Origin of the sequence: Streptomyces javensis, assembly GCF_039525925.1 — a bacterium.
In the GTDB taxonomy this organism is placed as follows: Bacteria; Actinomycetota; Actinomycetes; order Streptomycetales; family Streptomycetaceae; genus Streptomyces; species Streptomyces asiaticus.
Genome location: NZ_BAAAIF010000036.1, coordinates 83419 through 102235, shown reverse-complemented (window position 1 = coordinate 102235; position 18817 = coordinate 83419). Strand labels below are relative to the sequence as shown.

Sequence of the window (18817 nt, the reverse complement as noted above, 5' to 3'; positions counted from 1 at the left end):
GCTTCTTCCTACCCTGAGGCCTCGTCCGGTCCTTACGAATCTCGAAGTCCATCGCATCCCCTGAACTGGGGTGTTGCAACGACTCCTAGAACCCAAGAACAATCCCCCGCCGCCCCCGCGCGCACGGCAAAGGGCCGGGTCCCAGGAGGAAGCTCCTGGGACCCGGCCCTTGTGATTGCCGAACGCTCCGCGCTTACGCGCCCCGCGTCAGTTGTCGTCCTCGTCGATGAGGAAGCCCCGCATCGGGCTCGGCGCCTGCTGCATCGGCTGCGGACTCTGCGGCCGCACCGGTGCCATCGGCTGGGTCATCGCGGGAGACATCTGCTGCTGGCCACCGTAGGACGGCGCGCCGCCGTTCTGGTTGTGGCCACCCATGGACTGGTTGCCGCCCATCGTGTGGCCACCCATCGCGCCGGCGCCGGCCGAGGCCATGGAGCCGCTCATCGAGGGGGACGGCGGCAGCGAGGCGGTCGCCGGGGTGCGCGGCGGGGCGAGCGAGTCGTCGGCCTGGTTCTCCAGCTGGCGCAGCTGGCTCTCCAGGTACGACTTCAGCCGCGTGCGGTACTCGCGCTCGAAGCCGCGCAGATCCTCGACCTTGCGCTCGAGCGTGGCACGAGCGGACTCCAGGGAGCCCATCGCGACACGGTGCTTCTCCTGCGCGTCCCGCTCCAGCGCGTCGGCCTTGGCGCGGGCGTCCCGCTCCAGGCCCTCGGCGCGGCTACGGGCCTCGCCGACGATCTTGTTGGCCTCGGAACGGGCCTCCGCGATCGCCTGGTCGGCGGTCTGCTGCGCGAGCGAGAGCACGCGCGCGGCGCTGTCGCCGCCCGGGCCCTGCCCCGGCTGCGGCAGCTGCGGGCCGCCAGGACCGCCGGGGCCACCCGGGCCACCGGGACCGCCCATCGGGCCACCCATGGGACCGCCGGGACCCATGGGACCGTTCTGGCCCATCGGGCCCGGTCCGCCCTGCTGCATCGGACCAGGGCCGCCCTGCTGCATCGGGCCGGGACCGCCCTGCTGCATCGGCCCGGGGCCGTTCTGGCCCATCGGACCGGCCGGCAGCTGCGGGGCTCCGCCCGGGAGTTGGGGCGGGCCACCCATCTGCTGCTGGCCGGGCGGCACCGGCTGCGGCGGTCCAGATATGGCGGCGGGCACAGGTGCGCCCGGCCGCTCCTGCTGTTCGGGTGGCTTGCGCATGCCTTGTTGCTGGCTCTGGGCCGCGGCACGTGTCGCGGCGGCCAGCTTGGCGCGCAGGTCCTCGTTCTCCCGCAACAGCCGAGTCAGTTCGGCTTCGACCTCGTCGAGGAAGGCATCGACCTCGTCCTCGTCATAGCCTTCTCGGAGGCGGACGGTCGTGAACTGCTTGTTCCGCACGTCCTCGGGGGTCAACGGCATCTCTACTTCACCTCAACGTAGTCGTCGGCAATCGGCAAGACCGTATCGTTCACACCCTGCTCGCAAAATTGCTCACGACGGTGATCAGGATCCAGACGATGATCATCAGCACGAAGAAGGACAGGTCGAGCGCCACACCCCCGAGACGCAACGGCGGAATGAACCGCCGCAGCAGCTTGAGTGGCGGATCGGTCACAGTGTAGGTGGCCTCGAGGATGACCACCATCGCCCTACCGGGTTGCCACGAGCGCGCGAACTGGAAGACGTAGTCCATCACGAGCCTGAAGATCAGCACGATCAGGTAGCAGTAGAGCGCGATGTAGATCACCTGTAGTGCGATGCCCATCCCGCGCGTCCCTCTCCCCTGGTTCGTACTCGGCCTTTCGGCCTCGGATGACTCGGTGTTGCCGGTTTGCCGTTTTTGCGTCTCAGCTCTGGTTGAAGAACCCGCCCTCTGCGATACGGGCCTTGTCCTCCGCCGTGACATCGACGTTAGCAGGAGACAACAGGAACACCTTCTGCGTCACCCGCTCAATGCTCCCATGGAGACCGAACACCAGACCGGCCGCAAAGTCGACAAGTCGCTTCGCATCCGTGTCGTCCATCTCCGTCAGATTCATGATCACGGGAGTGCCCTCACGGAAGTGTTCCCCGATAGTACGGGCCTCGTTGTAGGTCCGGGGGTGCAGTGTGGTGATGCGGTACGGCTCCCGCTCGGACACGACCTTGGGCATGATCACTGGCGCGTTCTTCTCCAAGTTCTGACGTTCAGGTGTGATGGACGCCACGGGGGCAATTCGCGCGGGTCGCCCGGTTTCCACCGCAAGTGGAGCCGGTTCGCGTTGTGCGGGAGGGTGGACGACTCGCACGGATTCGCCCCTTTCCGGCCGCGGTTCGGTCTCCACCACCTGATGCCGCCGGCGGTCCCGCTCCCGCTCGGGCTCCGGCTCGGGCTCGAACTCGTCGTCGGGGTCGAATCCCCGGCCGTCGTACCCATCGTCCTCCACGAGGCCGAGGTAGACCGCCATCTTGCGCATCGCGCCGGCCATTTTCTGCGTCCTCCGCTCTGTGGTGGATCGGCTCCGCCACCGGATGCCATGGATCCACGTGGCCCGCCCGCCTTTTGACGGGAATGACCATATTTTCTGCTGTGGTCCGACTTCTTCGCGACGTTACCGGAGCCCGGGTCGGACTCCGAGTACCGCAGTGCCGACGCGCACATGTGTCGCCCCCGCCGCCACCGCTTCCTCGAGGTCCGAGCTCATCCCCGCCGAGACCATGTTCGCAGCCGGATGGGCCACGCGCAGGCGGGATGAGATTTCCATCAGCCGGTCGAACGCCGCCCGCGGCCGCCCCTCGTAGGGGCCCGACAGCGGGGCGACGGTCATCAGACCGTCGAGCCGGAGTCCTTCGGCCTCGGCCACGGACTCGGCGAGCCGTTCCACTCCGTCCGGTCCCACCCCTCCGCGCTCTCCCCGGTCACTGGAGTCCACGTCGAGCGCGACCTGAATCAGGACGCCCAGCTCCCGCCCGGCCCCCACAGCCGCGCGGGAGAGTGCGTCGACCAATCGCTTGCGATCGACAGATTGCACCACATCGGCATAACTCGATACGGAACGCACCTTATTGGTCTGCAACTGCCCGACAAAGTGCCAGATCAATGGCAGATCCGCGCATTCCGCGGCTTTGGGGGCGGCCTCCTGGTCGCGGTTCTCGGCGACGTGCCGTACGCCGAGTTCCGCGAGCAAACGGACATCGCTCGCCGGATAGGTCTTGGTGACCACGATCAGGGTCACCTCTTCGCGCTTGCGACCGGCCCCGGCGCAGGCGGCAGAGATACGTTCCTCCACCCGGGCCAGATTCGCGGCCAGTTCCGCCTTGCGATCCGTCACAGCTCAGCCGCCCAACCAGACATAGCTCGCGAGCCGCCCCGTGGTGCGCTCGCGCCGGTACGAGAAGTGGTCCGCCGACTCCAGGGTGCAGATGTGAGATTGTCCATCCGTCTCGTCCATCCGCACACCCCCGCGCACCAGTTGGGCCCGCACACCGGCCGCCACATCCACGGCGGGGGTACCCCAGCTGGTCTCGGCCCACGCCTCCGGCACCGTCCCGGCGACATCGGCGCGCATGTCCGCGGGTACCTCGTAGCAGCGGCCGCAGACCGCGGGGCCGGTGCGGGCGACGATCCGGGCGGGCTCCGCGCCCTGTTCGGTCATCACCTTCAGCACCGCCGGCACCACTCCGGCGACCAGTCCCGGCCGCCCGGCGTGGGCGGCGCCGACGACCCCGGCCACCGGATCGGCCAGCAGCACCGGGGTGCAGTCGGCGGTGAGGACGGCCAGGGCGAGGCCCCGACGCCGCGTCACCACCGCGTCCACCGCCGGGATCTCGTCGTCCGACCACGGTCCGTCGACCACCGCGACGTCCCGGCCGTGCACCTGGTTCATCCAGACCACCGCCGCCGGGTCCAGGCCCACCGCCTTGGCGGCCAGCTCGCGGTTGGTCCGTACGGCCTGGGGGTCGTCGCCGACCGCCCCGCCGAGGTTCAGCTCCTCATACGGAGCGGCGCTCACCCCGCCCCACCGGTCGGTGAAGGCGAAGTGCGCGCCGCTCGCGTCGTGCTGTTGCGCTATCACGTCTGGTTCACTTCAAAGTCGCCGCCGAGCCATACCGGACGGCTCACTTCAGGAAGTCCGGGACGTCCAGCTCCTCGGCCTGGCTCTCCGGGTAGGGGCGAGCCGGGGGAACCTGGGGGTGCGGGGTGGGCACCGGGGGCGGCGGCACCTCTGCGACCGGGGCGGGGTCCGCCGGGGCGGGCTCCTCATCGCGCGGGGTGACGCTGCCGAGCCCGCCGAAGGACGGGCGGCTGCCGCTCTCCTGGCCGGCCGGGCGGTTCGAGGAGCCGCCGGACCCCTCTTCGCGGTTGCCGCCGCTGTAGGAGCCGAGCACCTTGTCGCGGTTCTTCGCGGGCGGCTGACCGCCGTCGAAGCCCGCCGCGATCACGGTGACCCGGACCTCGTCGCCGAGCGCGTCGTCGATCACCGCGCCGAAGATGATGTTGGCCTCGGGGTGGGCGGCCTCGCTCACCAGCTGGGCGGCCTCGTTGATCTCGAACAGACCGAGGTCCGAGCCGCCGGAGATGGAGAGCAGCACGCCCCGGGCGCCGTCGATGGACGCCTCCAGCAGCGGCGAGGAGATCGCCATCTCGGCCGCGGCCACCGCGCGGTCGTCGCCGCGGGCCGAGCCGATGCCCATCAGCGCCGATCCGGCCTCCGACATCACGGACTTGACGTCCGCGAAGTCGAGGTTGATCAGACCCGGGGTGGTGATCAGGTCGGTGATGCCCTGAACACCCGACAGCAGCACCTGGTCGGCCGACTTGAACGCGTCGAGCACGCTCACCTGACGGTCCGAAATGGACAGCAGCCGGTCGTTCGGGATCACGATGAGGGTGTCGACCTCGTCCCGCAGACCCGCGATGCCGTCCTCCGCCTGATTGGCGCGGCGGCGGCCCTCGAAGGTGAACGGACGGGTGACCACACCGATCGTCAGTGCGCCCAGCGAGCGGGCGATGTTCGCGACCACAGGGGCACCGCCGGTGCCCGTACCGCCGCCCTCACCCGCCGTCACGAAGACCATGTCGGCCCCCTTGAGGACCTCCTCGATCTCCTCGCGGTGGTCCTCGGCGGCCTTACGGCCGACATCGGGGTTGGCGCCGGCTCCCAGGCCCCGGGTGAGCTCACGGCCGACGTCCAGCTTGACGTCCGCGTCACTCATCAGCAGGGCCTGCGCATCGGTGTTGATCGCGATGAACTCGACGCCCTTGAGCCCGACCTCGATCATCCGGTTGATGGCATTCACGCCACCGCCGCCGATGCCGACGACCTTGATGACTGCGAGGTAGTTCTGCGGTGCTGCCACGTCGAAGGCCTCTCGCCTCGAGTTACGTGTCGCCACCCCGCCGTTGTGCGGTGCGCCGACTGATGCCGAATGGGACGGTTCCGATTGCCGACCCCAACCCTAACGCTGAAGTTTAGGGTTACCAGTGCCTCTGTTTCCCGGACTCTTCGGAACAGGACACTAAGTCGACAAGTGGCGCGCGTTCAATGAACACGCCGAACCTCCCGCTTTTCTTTTCACCCTATGTGATCACCCAGTGGGCTAGCCAACCAGGGTGCTGGCCTGCCGCTATCCACGTCAACTGCGAGACACCGCGGGGGCACTCGGCGCTTGGACGTCGAAGTGGCCGGCGTCCGGCCGCGCTTTCATCAGGGCGGTGAGCGCCTTGGCCTTCGCCTCGCCGCGCTCTCCGCTCCCCCACGCGATGGTACGGCCCCCGGTCAGCTCCAGGGTGATCGAATCGTACGAGCGGACCCGGAGGGAACGGGTGTCCTGGCGGACCTTCTCGGGGAGTTGGGTGACCACCCGGACCGCCTCGCGGCGCAGTGCGGTCGGGCCGAAATGGCGCGAACTCGGCGACCGGTCCGGCTCCATTTCCAGCAGCGGAACCCCCTTCGGACGCTTGCTCAGCGTGGAGAACCGCACTCCCGTGGCGTCCACTTCGTGGAACTTCCCGCCCTCTTCGACAATGGCTTCGGGCCTGCGTTCCGTCACTACCAGACTGATGGTGTGCGGCCATGACCGGGATACGTCCACTTTCGCAATCCGCTTCAGCCGCTCGCGCACACGGTGTTCGATCGCTCCGGTGTCCACCGCCACCAGAGGGGTGTTCAGGGATACGTCGGCCGCGTCGCGCACGTCCTCGGCGGTGAGGACGGTGGTGCCGGCGACCCGCACCCGCTCGGCCCGCAGCCAGCTCGAGCCGTAGAGCAGCCAGACGGCCCCGGCGCCGAGCAGGGTCACCGCCGCCGCCGTCACCAGCAGGGTGCGGCGGCGGGGCGGCCGGAGCCGGCGGCGCACCCGGAGGAGGCGTGGGGGCGGGCCGGACGGAGTCGTCCCTCGTGCACCGCGCTCGGCGGTCGACGGTCCGGCCACGCTCCCTGCCTCCTCACGCCTGGCGGCGTGCGCTGATCGCCTCGTACACCATGCCGACCAGCAGCTCGTCGGCGTCCCTGCGGCCGAACTCGGCGGCGCGCCGGGACATCTCGTACAGCCGGTGCGGGTCGCCGAGCACCGGCAGCACATTGCCCTGCACCCACTCGGGGCTCAGCTCGGCGTCGTCGACCAGCAGCCCGCCGCCCGCCTTGACCACCGGCTGGGCGTTGAGCCGCTGCTCGCCGTTGCCGATCGGCAGCGGGACGTAGGCGGCGGGGAGCCCGACGGCGGACAGTTCGGCGACGGTCATCGCGCCCGCGCGGCAGAGCATCATGTCGGCCGCGGCGTACGCGAGGTCCATCCGGTCCACATACGGTACCGGGATGTAGGGCGGCATTCCGGGCATGTTGTCCACATGAGGCAGTTCGTTTTTCGGACCGACCGCGTGGAGCACCTGGATCCCGGCGCGCTGGAGGAACGGCGCCACCGTCTGGACCACCTCGTTCAGCCGCCGCGCGCCCTGCGAGCCGCCGGAGACCAGCAGCGTCGGCAGGTTCTGGTCGAGCCCGAACGCCGCGCGGGCCTCGGGGCGGACCGCGGCCCGGTCGAGGGTGGCGATGGAGCGGCGCAGCGGGATGCCCACATAGCGGGAGTTGCGGAGCTTGCTGTCCGGGGTGGAGACCGCCACGAAGTGGGCGTAGCGGGAGCCGATCTTGTTGGCGAGGCCGGGGCGGGCGTTGGCCTCGTGGACGACGATCGGCACGCCGAGCCGCTTGGCGGCCAGATAGCCGGGCAGGGCCACATAGCCGCCGAAGCCGACGACACAGTCGGCCTTGGTGCGCTCCAGGATCTGCTCGGCGGCCTTGATGGTGCCGCGCAGCCGTCCGGGGACGGTGATCAGCTCGGGGGTGGGCTTGCGCGGCAGCGGTACGGCCGGGATGAGCCCGAGCTCATAGCCGCGCTCCGGTACGAGCCGGGTCTCGAGCCCGCGCTCCGTGCCGAGCGCCGTGATCCCCACGGTCGGGTCCTGCCTGCGCAGGGCGTCCGCGAGGGCGAGCGCGGGCTCGATGTGGCCGGCGGTCCCCCCACCGGCGAGTACGACATGCACCGAAATTCACCGCTCTCCGGACGGCCGCCTCTTGACGGGCCGTCTCATCGTCTTCCGTCTCACCCGAGCCAGCTTCTTCCGCAAAGCAGGCTGCCGCATGGCCAGGGCCGCCCGCGCACCGGGCTCAGCCCGGGCGAAGGCGATCAGCAGGCCGACGGCGAACATGGTCGGCAGCAGGGCGGACCCTCCGTAGGAGAACAGCGGGAGCGGAACACCCGCGATCGGCAGCAGACCGAGCACCGCGCCGATGTTGACCACGGCCTGGGCCGTGATCCAGGTGGTCACACCTCCCGCGGCGTACCTCACGAAGGGGTCCTCCGTGCGTCCGGCCACGCGGATACCCGCATAGCCTAGAGCCGCGAAGAGAACGAGAACCGACAGCGTCCCCGCCAGGCCGAGTTCCTCCCCGGTAATGGCGAAGATGAAGTCAGTATGCGGTTCGGGTAGTTCGCCCCATTTCTCCATACTCGCCCCGAGTCCCGAGCCGAACCATCCGCCGTTGGCGAGCGCGTAGATCCCGTGCACCGCCTGCCAGCACTGATCGTGCGCACCGGGCTCGGTGGCGCCGATACAGGCGAGCCGGGACATCCGGTTGGCGCTGGTCTTGATGAGCACCATGCCGATGATCCCGGCGAAGGCGAGGACGCCCGCGAAGAGCCGGGTGGGGGCGCCGGCCAGCCACAGCAGGCCGAAAAGGATCGCAGTGAGAATGATCGCGGTGCCCATGTCCCCGCCCAGCATGATCAGGCCGAGCAGCATGCCGGTCGCGGGCACCAGCGGGACCAGCAGGTGCTTCCACTGGGCCAGCAGCCGCTTGTCCTGTTTGCGGGCGAGAAGATCGGCACCCCACAGGACCAGCGCCAGCTTGCCGAACTCACTGGGCTGGAGCAGGAAGGGACCGCCGAAGGAGATCCAGTTCTGGTTGCCGTTGACCGCGATGCCCATGCCCGGGACCTGCACCAGACACATCAGGAAGACCGAGACCGCGAGCAGCGGATAGGCGAAGGCCCGGTGCAGTTTGATGGGCATCCGCACGGCGAGCAGCATCAGCGCACCGCCGAGGGCGGCGGCGAAGAGCTGTTTGCGGAAGAAGTACGACGGTGAGAGCCCGGACTGTAGCGCCTTGATCTGGGAGGCGGAGTAGACCATGACCAGCCCGAGCACCAGGATCAGCAGCGAGCCGCCGAGCAGCAGGTAGTACGCGGTCAGCGGCCGGTCCCAGGCCCGCCTGAGACGCTGCTGGAGCCCGCGCAGGGCCTCGAGGACATTCACCCTCGGCGGGCGGCGCGGAGGCCGCGAGGCGCCCGCCGTGGAGCGCGGGCGGGCCGGTGACGCCGCCCGGCCCTTGCCCCGTACGGCCTCGCGCAGCCGCAGGGTGCCGCCCGAGCGCGGCACCGGGCGGCCAGTGCCGGGGCGGGCCGTCCGGGAACGCGGGGCGGCGGGCTGGTCAGGCGTCATGTCGTATCCCCTCCGGTTTCCCCGCGCGGGCGGTCCTCGCGGGGGACCGGCGGGCTACTGATCGTCCGGGACCCGGCCGGAGGCCAGGTCATGAACCGCCGCGGCGAAGGCGTCGCCCCGCTTGTTGTAGTTGGTGAACATGTCCATCGAGGCACAGGCCGGGGCCATCAGGACGGTATCGCCCGGCCGGGCGAGCCGCGCCGATTCGCGCACAGCCGCGGCCATCGCCCCAGTGTCGGTCCGGTCGAGGTCCACGACCGGGACATCTGCTGCGTGTCGCGCGAGCGCTTCCCGGATCAGGGCACGGTCGGCGCCGATCAGCACCACGCCGCGCAGCCGCTCGGCCGCCGTGAGGACGAGCTCGTCGAAGGTGGCCCCCTTGGCGAGGCCGCCCGCGATCCACACGATGTGCTCATAGGCGCCCAACGACGCCTCCGCGGCATGGGTGTTGGTCGCCTTGGAGTCGTCGACGTAGGCCACGCCGTCGACGTCCGCCACATGCTCCACCCGGTGCGGGTCGGGCCGGAAGGCGCGCAGGCCGTCCCGTACGGCCTTCGGCGGGACGCCGTAGGCTCGCGCCAGGGCGGCCGCCGCGAGGGCGTTGGCGATGTTGTGCGGGGCCGGCGGGTTCACGTCGGAGACCTCGGCGAGCTCCTGCGCCTGCTTCTGGCGGTCCGCCACGAAGGCCCGGTCGACGAGGATGTCCTCCACGACGCCGAGCTGGGAGGGGCCGGGGGTGCCGAGGGTGAAGCCGATCGCCCGGCAGCCCTCCTCGACGTCGGCCGCGCGCACCAGGTCCTCGGTGGCGGGGTCGGCCACGTTGTAGACGCAGGCCACCTGGTTGCCCTCGTAGATCCGGCCCTTGTCGGCCGCGTAGGCCGCCATGGAGCCGTGCCAGTCGAGGTGGTCGGGGGCGAGGTTGAGCACCGCCCCGGAGTGGGCGCGCAGCGAGGGCGCCCAGTGCAGCTGGTAGCTGGAGAGCTCGACGGCCAGCACGTCGTACGGCTCGTCGCCCAGCACGATGTCCAGGAGCGAGACGCCGATGTTGCCGACGGCGGCGGTGCGCAGCCCGGCCGCCTCCAGGATGGCCGCCAGCATCCTTACGGTGGTCGTCTTGCCGTTGGTGCCGGTCACCGCGAGCCAGGGCGGGGCGTCCTTCCCGCGCAGCCGCCACGCCAGCTCCACATCGCCCCAGATGGGCACGTTCGCCTCGGCGGCGGCCAGGAAGAGCGGGCTGGTGGGCTTCCAGCCGGGGGTGGTCACGATCAGCTCGGTGCCCTCGGGGAGCCCCGCGGCGGAGCCGCTATTGGACGCGGCCCCGTCGCCGAGGCGGACCGTGATGCCCAGCGGCTCGAGCTCGGCCGCCTGGGCGCGCTGCGGTTCGCCGTCGCTGCCGTTGACCACGGTCACCGAGGCCCCGAGGCCCCGCAGCGCACGCGCCGCGGGGACCCCGGAGACGCCGAGTCCGGCGACGGTGACCTGCCGGCCGGCGAGGTCGGACACGTCGAGGGAGGCGGCGCCGGACGTCACGAGGCCCGCCACCCCGCGTAGAAGAGGCCGAGGCCGACGATCACACACATGCCCTGGATGATCCAGAACCGGACCACCACAAGGACTTCGCTCCACCCCTTGAGTTCGAAGTGGTGCTGGAGCGGTGCCATCCGGAAGACCCGTCGCCCGGTCGTCCGGAAGGAGCCGACCTGGATGACCACGGACATGGTGATCAGGACGAACAGACCGCCGAGGAGGGCCAGCAGCAGCTCCGTACGGGAGCAGATGGCGAGGCCGGCGAGCGCGCCGCCGAGCGCGAGCGAACCGGTGTCACCCATGAAGATCTTGGCGGGTGAGGTGTTCCACCACAGGAAGCCGAAGCACGCGCCCATCAGGGCGGAGGCGACGACGGCCAGATCGAGCGGGTCGCGGACCTCGAAACAGGACGCCGGGTTGGTGAGGGTCTGCGCGTTGGCGCAGGACTCCTGGTACTGCCAGACGCCGATGAAGGTGTAGGCGCCGAAGACCATCACGGAGGCGCCGGTGGCCAGACCGTCGAGACCGTCGGTGAGGTTCACGCCGTTCGACATCGCCAGGATCATGAACAGCGCCCAGATCGCGAAGATCACCGGGCCGAAGGACCAGCCGAAGTCCTGGACGAAGGAGAGCCGGTCGGAGGCGGGGGTCTGCTGGCGCGCGTCGGCGAAGTTCAGCGCGAGGATCGCGAAGGCGATACCGACGATCAGCTGACCGGCCATCTTGGCCTTGGCCCGCAGACCCAGGCTGCGCTGCTTGACGATCTTGATGTAGTCGTCGAGGAAGCCGACCAGGCCCATGCCCGCGAACAGGAAGAGCACCAGCACGCCCGAGAAGGTCGGCTGGCTGCCCGTGATCACCTTCGTCAGGGCGTAGGCGATCAGCGTGGCCAGGATGAAGGAGATACCGCCCATCGTGGGCGTGCCCTTCTTGCTGCCGTGCGTCCGCGGACCGTCGTCCCGGATGTACTGGCCATAGCCCTTGCGGGCCAGCAGCTTGATCAGCAGCGGTGTGCCGATCAGGGTCAGAAAGAGCCCGATGGCTCCCGAGAAGAGGATCTGCCTCATGCCCATCGGCCGGCGACCTCACCCTCACCGTCGAGCAATGCCTGAGCAAGCCGCTCCAGGCCGACCGACCTGGATGCCTTCACCAACACGACGTCCCCCGGTCGCAGCTCGCTGCGCAGCAGATCGACCGCTGCCCGCACGTCGGACACGTGCACCGACTCCTCACCCCACGAACCCTCGTTCTTGGCGCCCATGTCCAGCCAGGCGGCCTCCTGGCCGCCGACCGCCACGAGCTTGCTGACGTTGAGCCGGACGGCCAGCCGCCCGACCGCGTCGTGCTCGGCCAGTGACTCCTCGCCCAGCTCGGCCATCGGGCCGAGCACCGCCCACGTGCGACGCCCCGGTGTGGCAGCGCCCATGGCGACCAGCGCGCGCAGCGCTGCTCGCATGGACTCGGGGTTCGCGTTGTAGGCGTCGTTGACGACCGTCACGCCGTCCGAGCGCTCGGTGACCTCCATCCGCCAGCGGGAGAGCTGCCCCGCCTCGGAGAGCGCCACGGCGATCTCGTCGACGGACATGCCCAACTCATGGGCGACGGCGGCCGCGGCGAGCGCGTTCGACACGTGGTGCTCACCGTACAGGCGCATGGTCACTTCGCTGCACCCGGTAGGGGTGTGAAGCGTGAAGGCGGGACGGCCGCCGTCGGCGAGCCGGACATTCCCGGCACGCACATCGGCGTCCTCGGCCTCGCCGAACAGGACCGTACGGGCCTTGGTGCGCGACGCCATGGCGCGCACGAAGGGGTCGTCGGCGTTGAGCACCGCCACCCCGCCCTCCGCGGCGGGCGGCAGGGACTCCACGAGCTCGCCCTTGGCCTCGGCGATCTGCTCCCGGCCGCCGAACTCCCCGATATGGGCGGTGCCGACGTTGAGCACGAGTCCGATACGGGGCGGGGTGAGCTCCGTCAGATACCGGATGTGGCCCTTACCGCGGGCGCCCATCTCCAGCACCAGGTGCTGGGTGGCCTCGTCGGCGCTCATCGCGGTGAGCGGCAGGCCGATCTCGTTGTTGAGCGAGCCCGGCGTCCATACGGTGGGGCCGCGGCGCTGGAGCAGCTGGGCGATGAGGTCCTTGGTGCTCGTCTTGCCGGCGGAGCCGGTGAGGGCGACCACGGTGGTGCCCAGGCGCTCCACGACGGCGCGCGCGAGCGCTCCCATGGCGGCGATGACGTCGGGGACGACGATCGCCGGTACGGGTGCGTCCGGGGTGCCGATGGGGCGGGCGGCCAGGACCGCCACGGCGCCCGCCTCGACCGCGCCCCTGGCGAAGTCGTGGCCGTCCACGCGCTCCCCGGGGAGCGCGGCGAAGAGGCTGCCGGGCCGCACCTCACGGGAGTCGATCACGACGGGGCCCGTGACCTTCAGGTCCGGGTCCGGTATGTCGTGCGGCTGTCCACCGACTAGGCCGGCGATCTCGGTGAGGGACAGTGCGATCACTGATCACCTCCGGCCGTGCGGGAGAGCTGCCTGGAGGGGGCTGGTGCGCGCATGGCGGTCTGTCATCCCTGGTCGTCTAGGTGTTTGTCCCGGTGCTGTGGGCTCGCCTCGGGGCGCGTGGCATCGCGCCCGTGGGCTCGCTCACTGAGCTCGATGGCTTCGCGGAGTACCTGCCGGTCGTCGAAGGCCCGGATCACGCCCGCGATGTCCTGGCCCTGCTCATGGCCCTTGCCCGCCACGATGACGGTGTCACCCGGCTCGGCGCGGGCGACGGCGGCCGCGATGGCGTTGGCCCGGTCCTCCTCGACCAGCACATCACCGCGCTCGTGGGCGGGCACCTCGGCGGCGCCCGCGAGCATGGCGGCGAGGATCGCGAGCGGGTCCTCGGAGCGGGGGTTGTCGGAGGTGAGGACGGCCGTGTCGGAGTACCGCGCCACCGCGGCGCCCATGGGGCCGCGCTTGAGCCGGTCGCGGTCCCCGCCGCAGCCGAGGACGGCGTGCAGCTTGCCGTCGGTCACCTTGCGGAGGGCACGCAGCACCGACTCGACGGCGTCGGTCTTGTGGGCGTAGTCGACGACCGCGAGGTAGGGCTGGCCCACGTCGACCCGCTCCAGCCGGCCCGGTACGCCGGGGACGGCGGCGACGCCGTCGGCGGCCGTCTGCGGGTCGATCCCGGCGACGGCGAGCGCGACGACGGCGGCGAGCGCGTTGGCCACGTTGAAGGGGCCCGGGAGGGGCGCGGCGGCCCGTACGGACTCGCCGTTCGGGCCGACGGCGGTGAAGGTCGAGCCGAGCGGGCCGACCTCGACGTCCGCGGCGCGCCAGTGGGCGTCGGGGTGGCCCTCGGCGGAGAAGGTGGTGACGGGCACCTCGGACTGCTCGATCAGGCGGCGGCCGTACTCGTCGTCGTAGTTGATCACTCCGAGGCGGCTGCGGGCCTTGGTGAACAGCTGCGCCTTGGCCTGGAAGTAGTCCTCCATGCCGGAGTGGAACTCCATGTGCTCCGGGCTGAGGTTGTTGAAGACCGCGACGTCGAAGACGCAGCCGTCGACGCGGCCGAGGACCAGGGCGTGGCTGGAGACCTCCATGACGACCGAGCGGACGTCGCGCTCCCGCATCACGGCGAACAGCGCCTGGAGGTCGGTGGCCTCGGGGGTGGTGCGCTCGGACTTGATGCGCTCGTCGCCGATCCGCATCTCGACGGTGCCGATGAGACCCGTAAGGCCGCCGTCGTGCTTCGCGGCGGCCTTGAGGCCGCCCTCGATGAGATACGCGGTCGTGGTCTTGCCGGAGGTACCGGTGATGCCGATCTGGAGCAGGTCGTGTCCCGGTTCGCCGTAGATCGTGGCGGCCAGCGCGCCCATCCGGCCGCGCGGGTTGTCCACCGCGAGGACCGGCAGGCCGGTGGCGGCGGCGCGCTCGACACCGGCCGGGTCGGTCAGCACCGCGACCGCGCCGAGGTCGGCGGCCTGGGCGGCGAAGTCCGCGCCGTGGAGGCGGGCACCGGCCAGCGCGGCGTACACATCGCCGGGGCGTACGGCCCGCGAGTCATGGGTGATCCCGGTGACCGCGACCCCTTCCGAGGCTTCGGGGGCTTCGACGCCCAGCTGATCCGCCAGCTCCGCCAGCGGGATCGGGCGGACCTGGAGGGGACGGGGCGCTCCCGGGTATTCCACAGAAACGTCCTTCTGAGGGGTTTGGGACTGATCAGCGTGGGGCACGGCGGTGAGCGTACCCGGGACACCCGCTCCCCCGCGAAATGAGGCGGCGGTGCGGGGCCGTACCGGACCGTGGTTCCCGGGGTCCGGCGTGATCGTCATCACTGCTGGGTCCGCTCACTGGCCCGGGTTGTAGCTCACCGGGAGCCGTTTGGGCTGCTTCCCGGACGGCGGGACCTGGAGGGCCTTGAGGCCGAACTCCATGACCTTCTTGTAGACCGGTCCGCAGACCTGGCCGCCGAAGTAGCTGCCCTTGGTCGGGTTCTGGACGGCGCAGTAGACGGTCAGCCGAGGCTTGTCGGCCGGGGCGAAGCCGGCGAAGGACGCGGTGTAGCCGCGGTAGCGGCCGGTCTTGGGGTCCACCCGGTTGGAGGTGCCGGTCTTGCCCGCGACAAGATAGCCCGGGATCTTCGCCTTGGCACCGGTGCCCTCCTGATCGTCGACGACCGACTCCAGCATCTCGGCGAGCGTCTTCGCGGTCTCCTTACTGACGACACGGGTCTTCTTGGGGGCGGGCGCGGCGGTGAAGTCGCCGCCGGGCCCCCTGGTGCCGCGGACGAGGGTGGGCGCGATGCGCTCGCCCCCGTTGGCGATGGTGGAGTACACCGAGGCCGCCTGGACGGCGTTGAGCGACAGCCCCTGGCCGAAGGGGATGGTGTACTGCTGCGAGGCGCTCCAGTCCTGCGGCTTGGCCAGGATGCCCGGGGTCTCGCCGGGCAGACCGAGCCCGGTGGGCTGGCCGATCCCGAACTTGCGAAGGTAGGAGTAGAGGATCTGGTTCTTCTGCCGCTTGGTCTTGGCCAGCTGCTCGGTGGCGAGGATCGTGCCGATGTTGCTGGACTTGGCGAGCACGCCGTTGAGCGTGAGGTACCAGGTCGGATGGTCGATGTCGTCGGCGAAGGCCCGGTCGGCGCGCGGCAGCCGGTTGGGGACCACCACATGGGTGTCCCAGCGTGCCACGCCCTCCTGGAGGACGGCGGCCATGGACATCAGCTTGCTGACGCTGCCGGGCTCGTACGCGTCGGAGACCGCGGCGTTGCCCAGGGCGTCGGCGTCCGTGGTGGTGATGTCGTTGGGGTCGAAGCCCGGGGCGTTGGCCATGGCCAGGAGCTGGCCGGTGCGGGTGTCCTGGACGATGACGTAGCCGCGGTCGGCCCCGGACTTGCGCACCTGGTCGGCGATGGCGCTCTGGGCGGCCCACTGGATGTCGCGGTCGATGGTCAGCTCGTAGTCGCTGCCGGGGACCGCGGGCTGCTCCCTGACGTCGCCGGTGGGCACCTGGTGGCCGCCGGACTGGGCGTAGACGCGCTTGCCGTCCTTGCCCGCGAGCTTCTTGTTGAGCTGCTGCTCGAGCCCGGCGGAGCCGCGTCCGTCGGCGCCCACGAATCCCAGGAGCCCGGCGGCGAGGTCCCCGTTCGGATAGACCCGCTTGCTGTGCGCCTCGCGGTTGACCCCGGCCAGGACATTGGTGCCCTTGCCCTTGGCCGCCGCGTCGTCCAGGGCGCTCTTCAGGTCCTTGATCTGGTTCCAGACCTGCGGGGACTGCTGCCGGGCCAGCACGACGTACTGCGACCTGGGGTTGTCGGTGAGCTTCTGCTCCAGGTCCGCCTGGTCCTTGCCGAGGATCGGCGCGAGCAGGGCCGCGGCCTGGCGGGGCGCGTCATGGGTCTTGGCCGTCTTGGGCGTGAGGAGGTCGGGGGCGGCGGTGATGTCGTAGGCGTCCACCGTGGTCGCCAGGTCGACGCCGTTGCGGTCGGTGATGGAGCCGCGCTCGGCGGACAGCTTCACCGGGATGTAGCGGTTGAGGTTGGCCTTGGCCGCGTAGGCGCTGGCGTCGACGGCCTGCACCTGGAGCAGCCGTACGACGAAGACCAGCATGACGAGGGTGAGGCCGAGGCTGATCAGCCGGAGCCGGGGACGCGGGCTGCCCAGCCGCAGCTGCTGGGGAGCGCCGGGGCGGGGGCGCGGGGCCGGGCGGCCGGAAGATTTTCCGGCACGGTCACCGGGGCGCCGCGCCGCGTCCTGGCGCGGGCGGCGGTCGCCACGGGGGCCGGCCGGGCCGGGCACCCCACGGCGGCGGGGGTCCTGGGGCGCGCTCACGCGACGGCCGCCTTCGGCTCGACGGCCGCCTTCGGCTCGGTGGCCGTCCTCGGCTCGGCGGCCGTCCACCGCGCGCGGGCGGTCGTCGGCGCGGGCGGGGTGGGCTGGGCGCAGGCTGGGGGTCGCGTCACCGTGTCACCTACTGAGGGGCCGGGGTGGAGTTCGCGGAGGCGGAGGCGGAGGCGGAGGCAGCCGCGGAATGGCTGCTGGGCGGCACCCGCGGGGTCACCAAGGCCGTGGCGGACGGCGGCGCGGGCGGAGCGAGGGCGGACGGAGTGGGCGACACCCGGGCCGGGACGGGCGACACCCCGGACGGGACGGGCGACACCCCGGACGGGACGGGTGACGCCCCGGACGGCGTGGTGCCGAGCGAGGGCGACAGCATCCGGCCGGGGCCGCCGAGCACCGAGGGCTGCCCCGTGGCGGGGGCGGGCACCCCGCTGACCGAGCCGTCCGGGTTGAGGAAGGCGGGGGTGCCGCCGGGCACCATCCCCAGCTCCCGGGCGCGCCGCTCGAGCTCGGCGGGCGCGGAGAGCTTGTCCACGTCCTGCTGGAGGGCCTGGCGCTCGTCGGTGAGCTCCTTGGTCTGCTTCTCCAGCCTGGTGAGCTCGAACGACCCCTGGTTGAGGGAGGAGTTCAGCAGCAGCAGCGCGATCAGGCCGGAGCCGAGCAGGACCACGACGAGCAGCACGAAGGGCGTGCGCCTGGCCGTGGCGGCGCCCGGCGCCGGCCGCCCTTTCGGGCCCGTCCCCCGCGCGCTCACGGGGCGACCTCTTCCCGGATGCGCTCCGCTCCCCGGAACCGCGCCGGGGTGGCCCGGCGGTTCTCGGCGATCTCCTCCTCGGTGGGCAGCTCCGCGCCACGGGTGAGCAGCTTCAGCCGGGGCTGGTACTGCTCGGGGATGACCGGCAGCCCCGGGGGCGCCGTATTGCTGGCACCGGCCGCGAGCACCTGCTTGACCAGGCGGTCCTCCAGCGAGTGATACGACAGCACGGCGATGCGCCCGCCGACCGCGAGCGCCCTTACGGCCGCCGGGATGGCCCGCTCCAGGACCGCGAGCTCGCCGTTGACCTCGATCCGCAGCGCCTGGAAGGTGCGCTTGGCCGGATTGCCGCCGGTGCGCTTGGCGGCCTGTGGCAGCGCCTCGCGGATCAGCTCGACGAGCCGGGCGCTGTTGGTGAACGGCTCCTTGGCGCGCTCGCGCACCACCGCGTCCACGATCTTCTTGGCGAACTTCTCCTCGCCGTACGTCCGCAGGATGCGCACCAGGTCGCCCGGCGGATAGGTGTTGAGCACCTCGGCCGCGCTGACCCCGGTGGTCTGGTCCATCCGCATGTCCAGCGGGGCGTCCTGGGCGTAGGCGAAGCCGCGCCCGGCCTCGTCCAGCTGCATGGACGACACGCCGAGGTCGAAGAGGATCCCCTGGACGCGCGGGACGCCGAGCCGGTCGAGGACCTCGGGCAGCTCGTCGTAGACCGCATGGACCAGCGTCGCCCGATCGCCGTAAGGGGCGAGCCGCTCCCCGGCGAGCCGCAGCGCCGACGGGTCGCGGTCGAGGGCGATCAGCCGGGCCTCGGGGAAGTCGCGCAGCAGCGCCTCGCTGTGGCCGCCGAGGCCCAGGGTGCAGTCGACCACGACCGCGCCGGGCTGGGCGAGAGCGGGGGCCAGCATGTCCAGGCAGCGCTGGAGCATGACGGGAACGTGGAGAGCGTTGCTGCTCATTGCGCTGCTCGTGCGCCCTTCTGAGGATCGGGCGAGGATGATACGCACCGCCGGGTCCCCGCCCGCTCTGAAGGGGAAGTGGCCTACTGGCGCCGGGGAAGTGACGTCAGGCGACCGGAGCGGGAGGAGGCCGAGGGGTACGTACGCACCGCGCTCACGCGAAATTCCGGGATCCGAGGGGAGCGTCACGCCTCCCACTTCGCGCCACTTTAGTCCACTCGTCCCTTCGGTCAACCAACCGGCCTGCGCGTCCCGCCCCAGGGGTGGTATCCCCTCTCCGGGGCACCGGACCAC

At 71.1% G+C, this 18817-nt stretch carries 17 protein-coding genes; all 17 read right to left on the bottom strand.

All coding sequences use genetic code 11. The features are described from left to right. Positions 1–207: 207 nt before the first annotated feature. A complete protein-coding gene (locus ABD329_RS28150) occupies positions 208–1392 on the bottom strand; it encodes a DivIVA domain-containing protein (protein WP_198281644.1) in 1185 nt (394 codons plus the stop codon). A gap of 49 nt (positions 1393–1441) precedes the next feature. Beyond that, positions 1442–1738, bottom strand: coding sequence for a YggT family protein (locus ABD329_RS28145; RefSeq protein WP_014060001.1), 297 nt, complete (start codon positions 1736–1738; stop codon positions 1442–1444). 82 nt (positions 1739–1820) lie between these two features. Then, on the bottom strand, positions 1821–2441 hold the full coding sequence (locus tag ABD329_RS28140; RefSeq protein WP_030831675.1) for a cell division protein SepF: 621 nt from the start codon (positions 2439–2441) through the stop codon (positions 1821–1823). Between the two features lie 123 nt (positions 2442–2564). Then, complete coding sequence (locus tag ABD329_RS28135; RefSeq protein ID WP_198281643.1) at positions 2565–3284, bottom strand: YggS family pyridoxal phosphate-dependent enzyme; 720 nt, start codon at positions 3282–3284, stop codon at positions 2565–2567. Between the two features lie 3 nt (positions 3285–3287). Then, positions 3288–4028, bottom strand: a complete 741-nt coding sequence (gene pgeF / locus ABD329_RS28130; protein WP_198281642.1) for a peptidoglycan editing factor PgeF — start codon at positions 4026–4028, stop codon at positions 3288–3290. 43 nt (positions 4029–4071) lie between these two features. Next, on the bottom strand, positions 4072–5313 hold the full coding sequence (ftsZ, locus tag ABD329_RS28125; RefSeq protein WP_344317090.1) for a cell division protein FtsZ: 1242 nt from the start codon (positions 5311–5313) through the stop codon (positions 4072–4074). 276 nt (positions 5314–5589) lie between these two features. After that, positions 5590–6387, bottom strand: coding sequence for a cell division protein FtsQ/DivIB (locus ABD329_RS28120; protein ID WP_198278910.1), 798 nt, complete (start codon positions 6385–6387; stop codon positions 5590–5592). A 13-nt stretch (positions 6388–6400) separates the two neighbouring features. After that, positions 6401–7495, bottom strand: a complete 1095-nt coding sequence (gene murG / locus ABD329_RS28115; protein WP_198278911.1) for an undecaprenyldiphospho-muramoylpentapeptide beta-N-acetylglucosaminyltransferase — start codon at positions 7493–7495, stop codon at positions 6401–6403. Between the two features lie 6 nt (positions 7496–7501). Beyond that, complete coding sequence (gene ftsW, locus ABD329_RS28110; RefSeq protein WP_198278912.1) at positions 7502–8953, bottom strand: putative lipid II flippase FtsW; 1452 nt, start codon at positions 8951–8953, stop codon at positions 7502–7504. A gap of 54 nt (positions 8954–9007) precedes the next feature. Beyond that, on the bottom strand, positions 9008–10483 hold the full coding sequence (murD, locus tag ABD329_RS28105) for a UDP-N-acetylmuramoyl-L-alanine--D-glutamate ligase (RefSeq protein ID WP_198278913.1): 1476 nt from the start codon (positions 10481–10483) through the stop codon (positions 9008–9010). Continuing rightward, positions 10480–11547: a phospho-N-acetylmuramoyl-pentapeptide-transferase gene (gene mraY, locus ABD329_RS28100; protein WP_086884991.1), complete on the bottom strand. Its 1068-nt coding sequence runs from the start codon at positions 11545–11547 to the stop codon at positions 10480–10482. Before mraY ends, murD begins: the two co-directional genes overlap by 4 nt. Continuing rightward, entirely contained in the window at positions 11544–12983 is a 1440-nt protein-coding gene (locus ABD329_RS28095; protein WP_198278914.1) for a UDP-N-acetylmuramoyl-tripeptide--D-alanyl-D-alanine ligase, read from the bottom strand. Before ABD329_RS28095 ends, mraY begins: the two co-directional genes overlap by 4 nt. A 62-nt stretch (positions 12984–13045) precedes the next feature. Further along, on the bottom strand, positions 13046–14806 hold the full coding sequence (locus ABD329_RS28090; protein ID WP_425574390.1) for a UDP-N-acetylmuramoyl-L-alanyl-D-glutamate--2,6-diaminopimelate ligase: 1761 nt from the start codon (positions 14804–14806) through the stop codon (positions 13046–13048). A 12-nt stretch (positions 14807–14818) separates the two neighbouring features. Next, on the bottom strand, positions 14819–16801 hold the full coding sequence (locus ABD329_RS28085) for a peptidoglycan D,D-transpeptidase FtsI family protein (RefSeq protein ID WP_344317089.1): 1983 nt from the start codon (positions 16799–16801) through the stop codon (positions 14819–14821). Continuing rightward, positions 16798–16932 (bottom strand): hypothetical protein, encoded by a 135-nt coding sequence (locus tag ABD329_RS28080; protein ID WP_344317088.1) that lies wholly within the window; start codon positions 16930–16932, stop codon positions 16798–16800. The genes ABD329_RS28085 and ABD329_RS28080 overlap by 4 nt, the downstream gene beginning before the upstream one ends. Positions 16933–16940: 8 nt before the next feature. Continuing rightward, complete coding sequence (gene ftsL / locus ABD329_RS28075; protein ID WP_425574389.1) at positions 16941–17492, bottom strand: cell division protein FtsL; 552 nt, start codon at positions 17490–17492, stop codon at positions 16941–16943. A 68-nt stretch (positions 17493–17560) separates the two neighbouring features. Continuing rightward, entirely contained in the window at positions 17561–18523 is a 963-nt protein-coding gene (gene rsmH, locus ABD329_RS28070) for a 16S rRNA (cytosine(1402)-N(4))-methyltransferase RsmH (RefSeq protein ID WP_198277197.1), read from the bottom strand. Positions 18524–18817 lie beyond the last annotated feature (294 nt).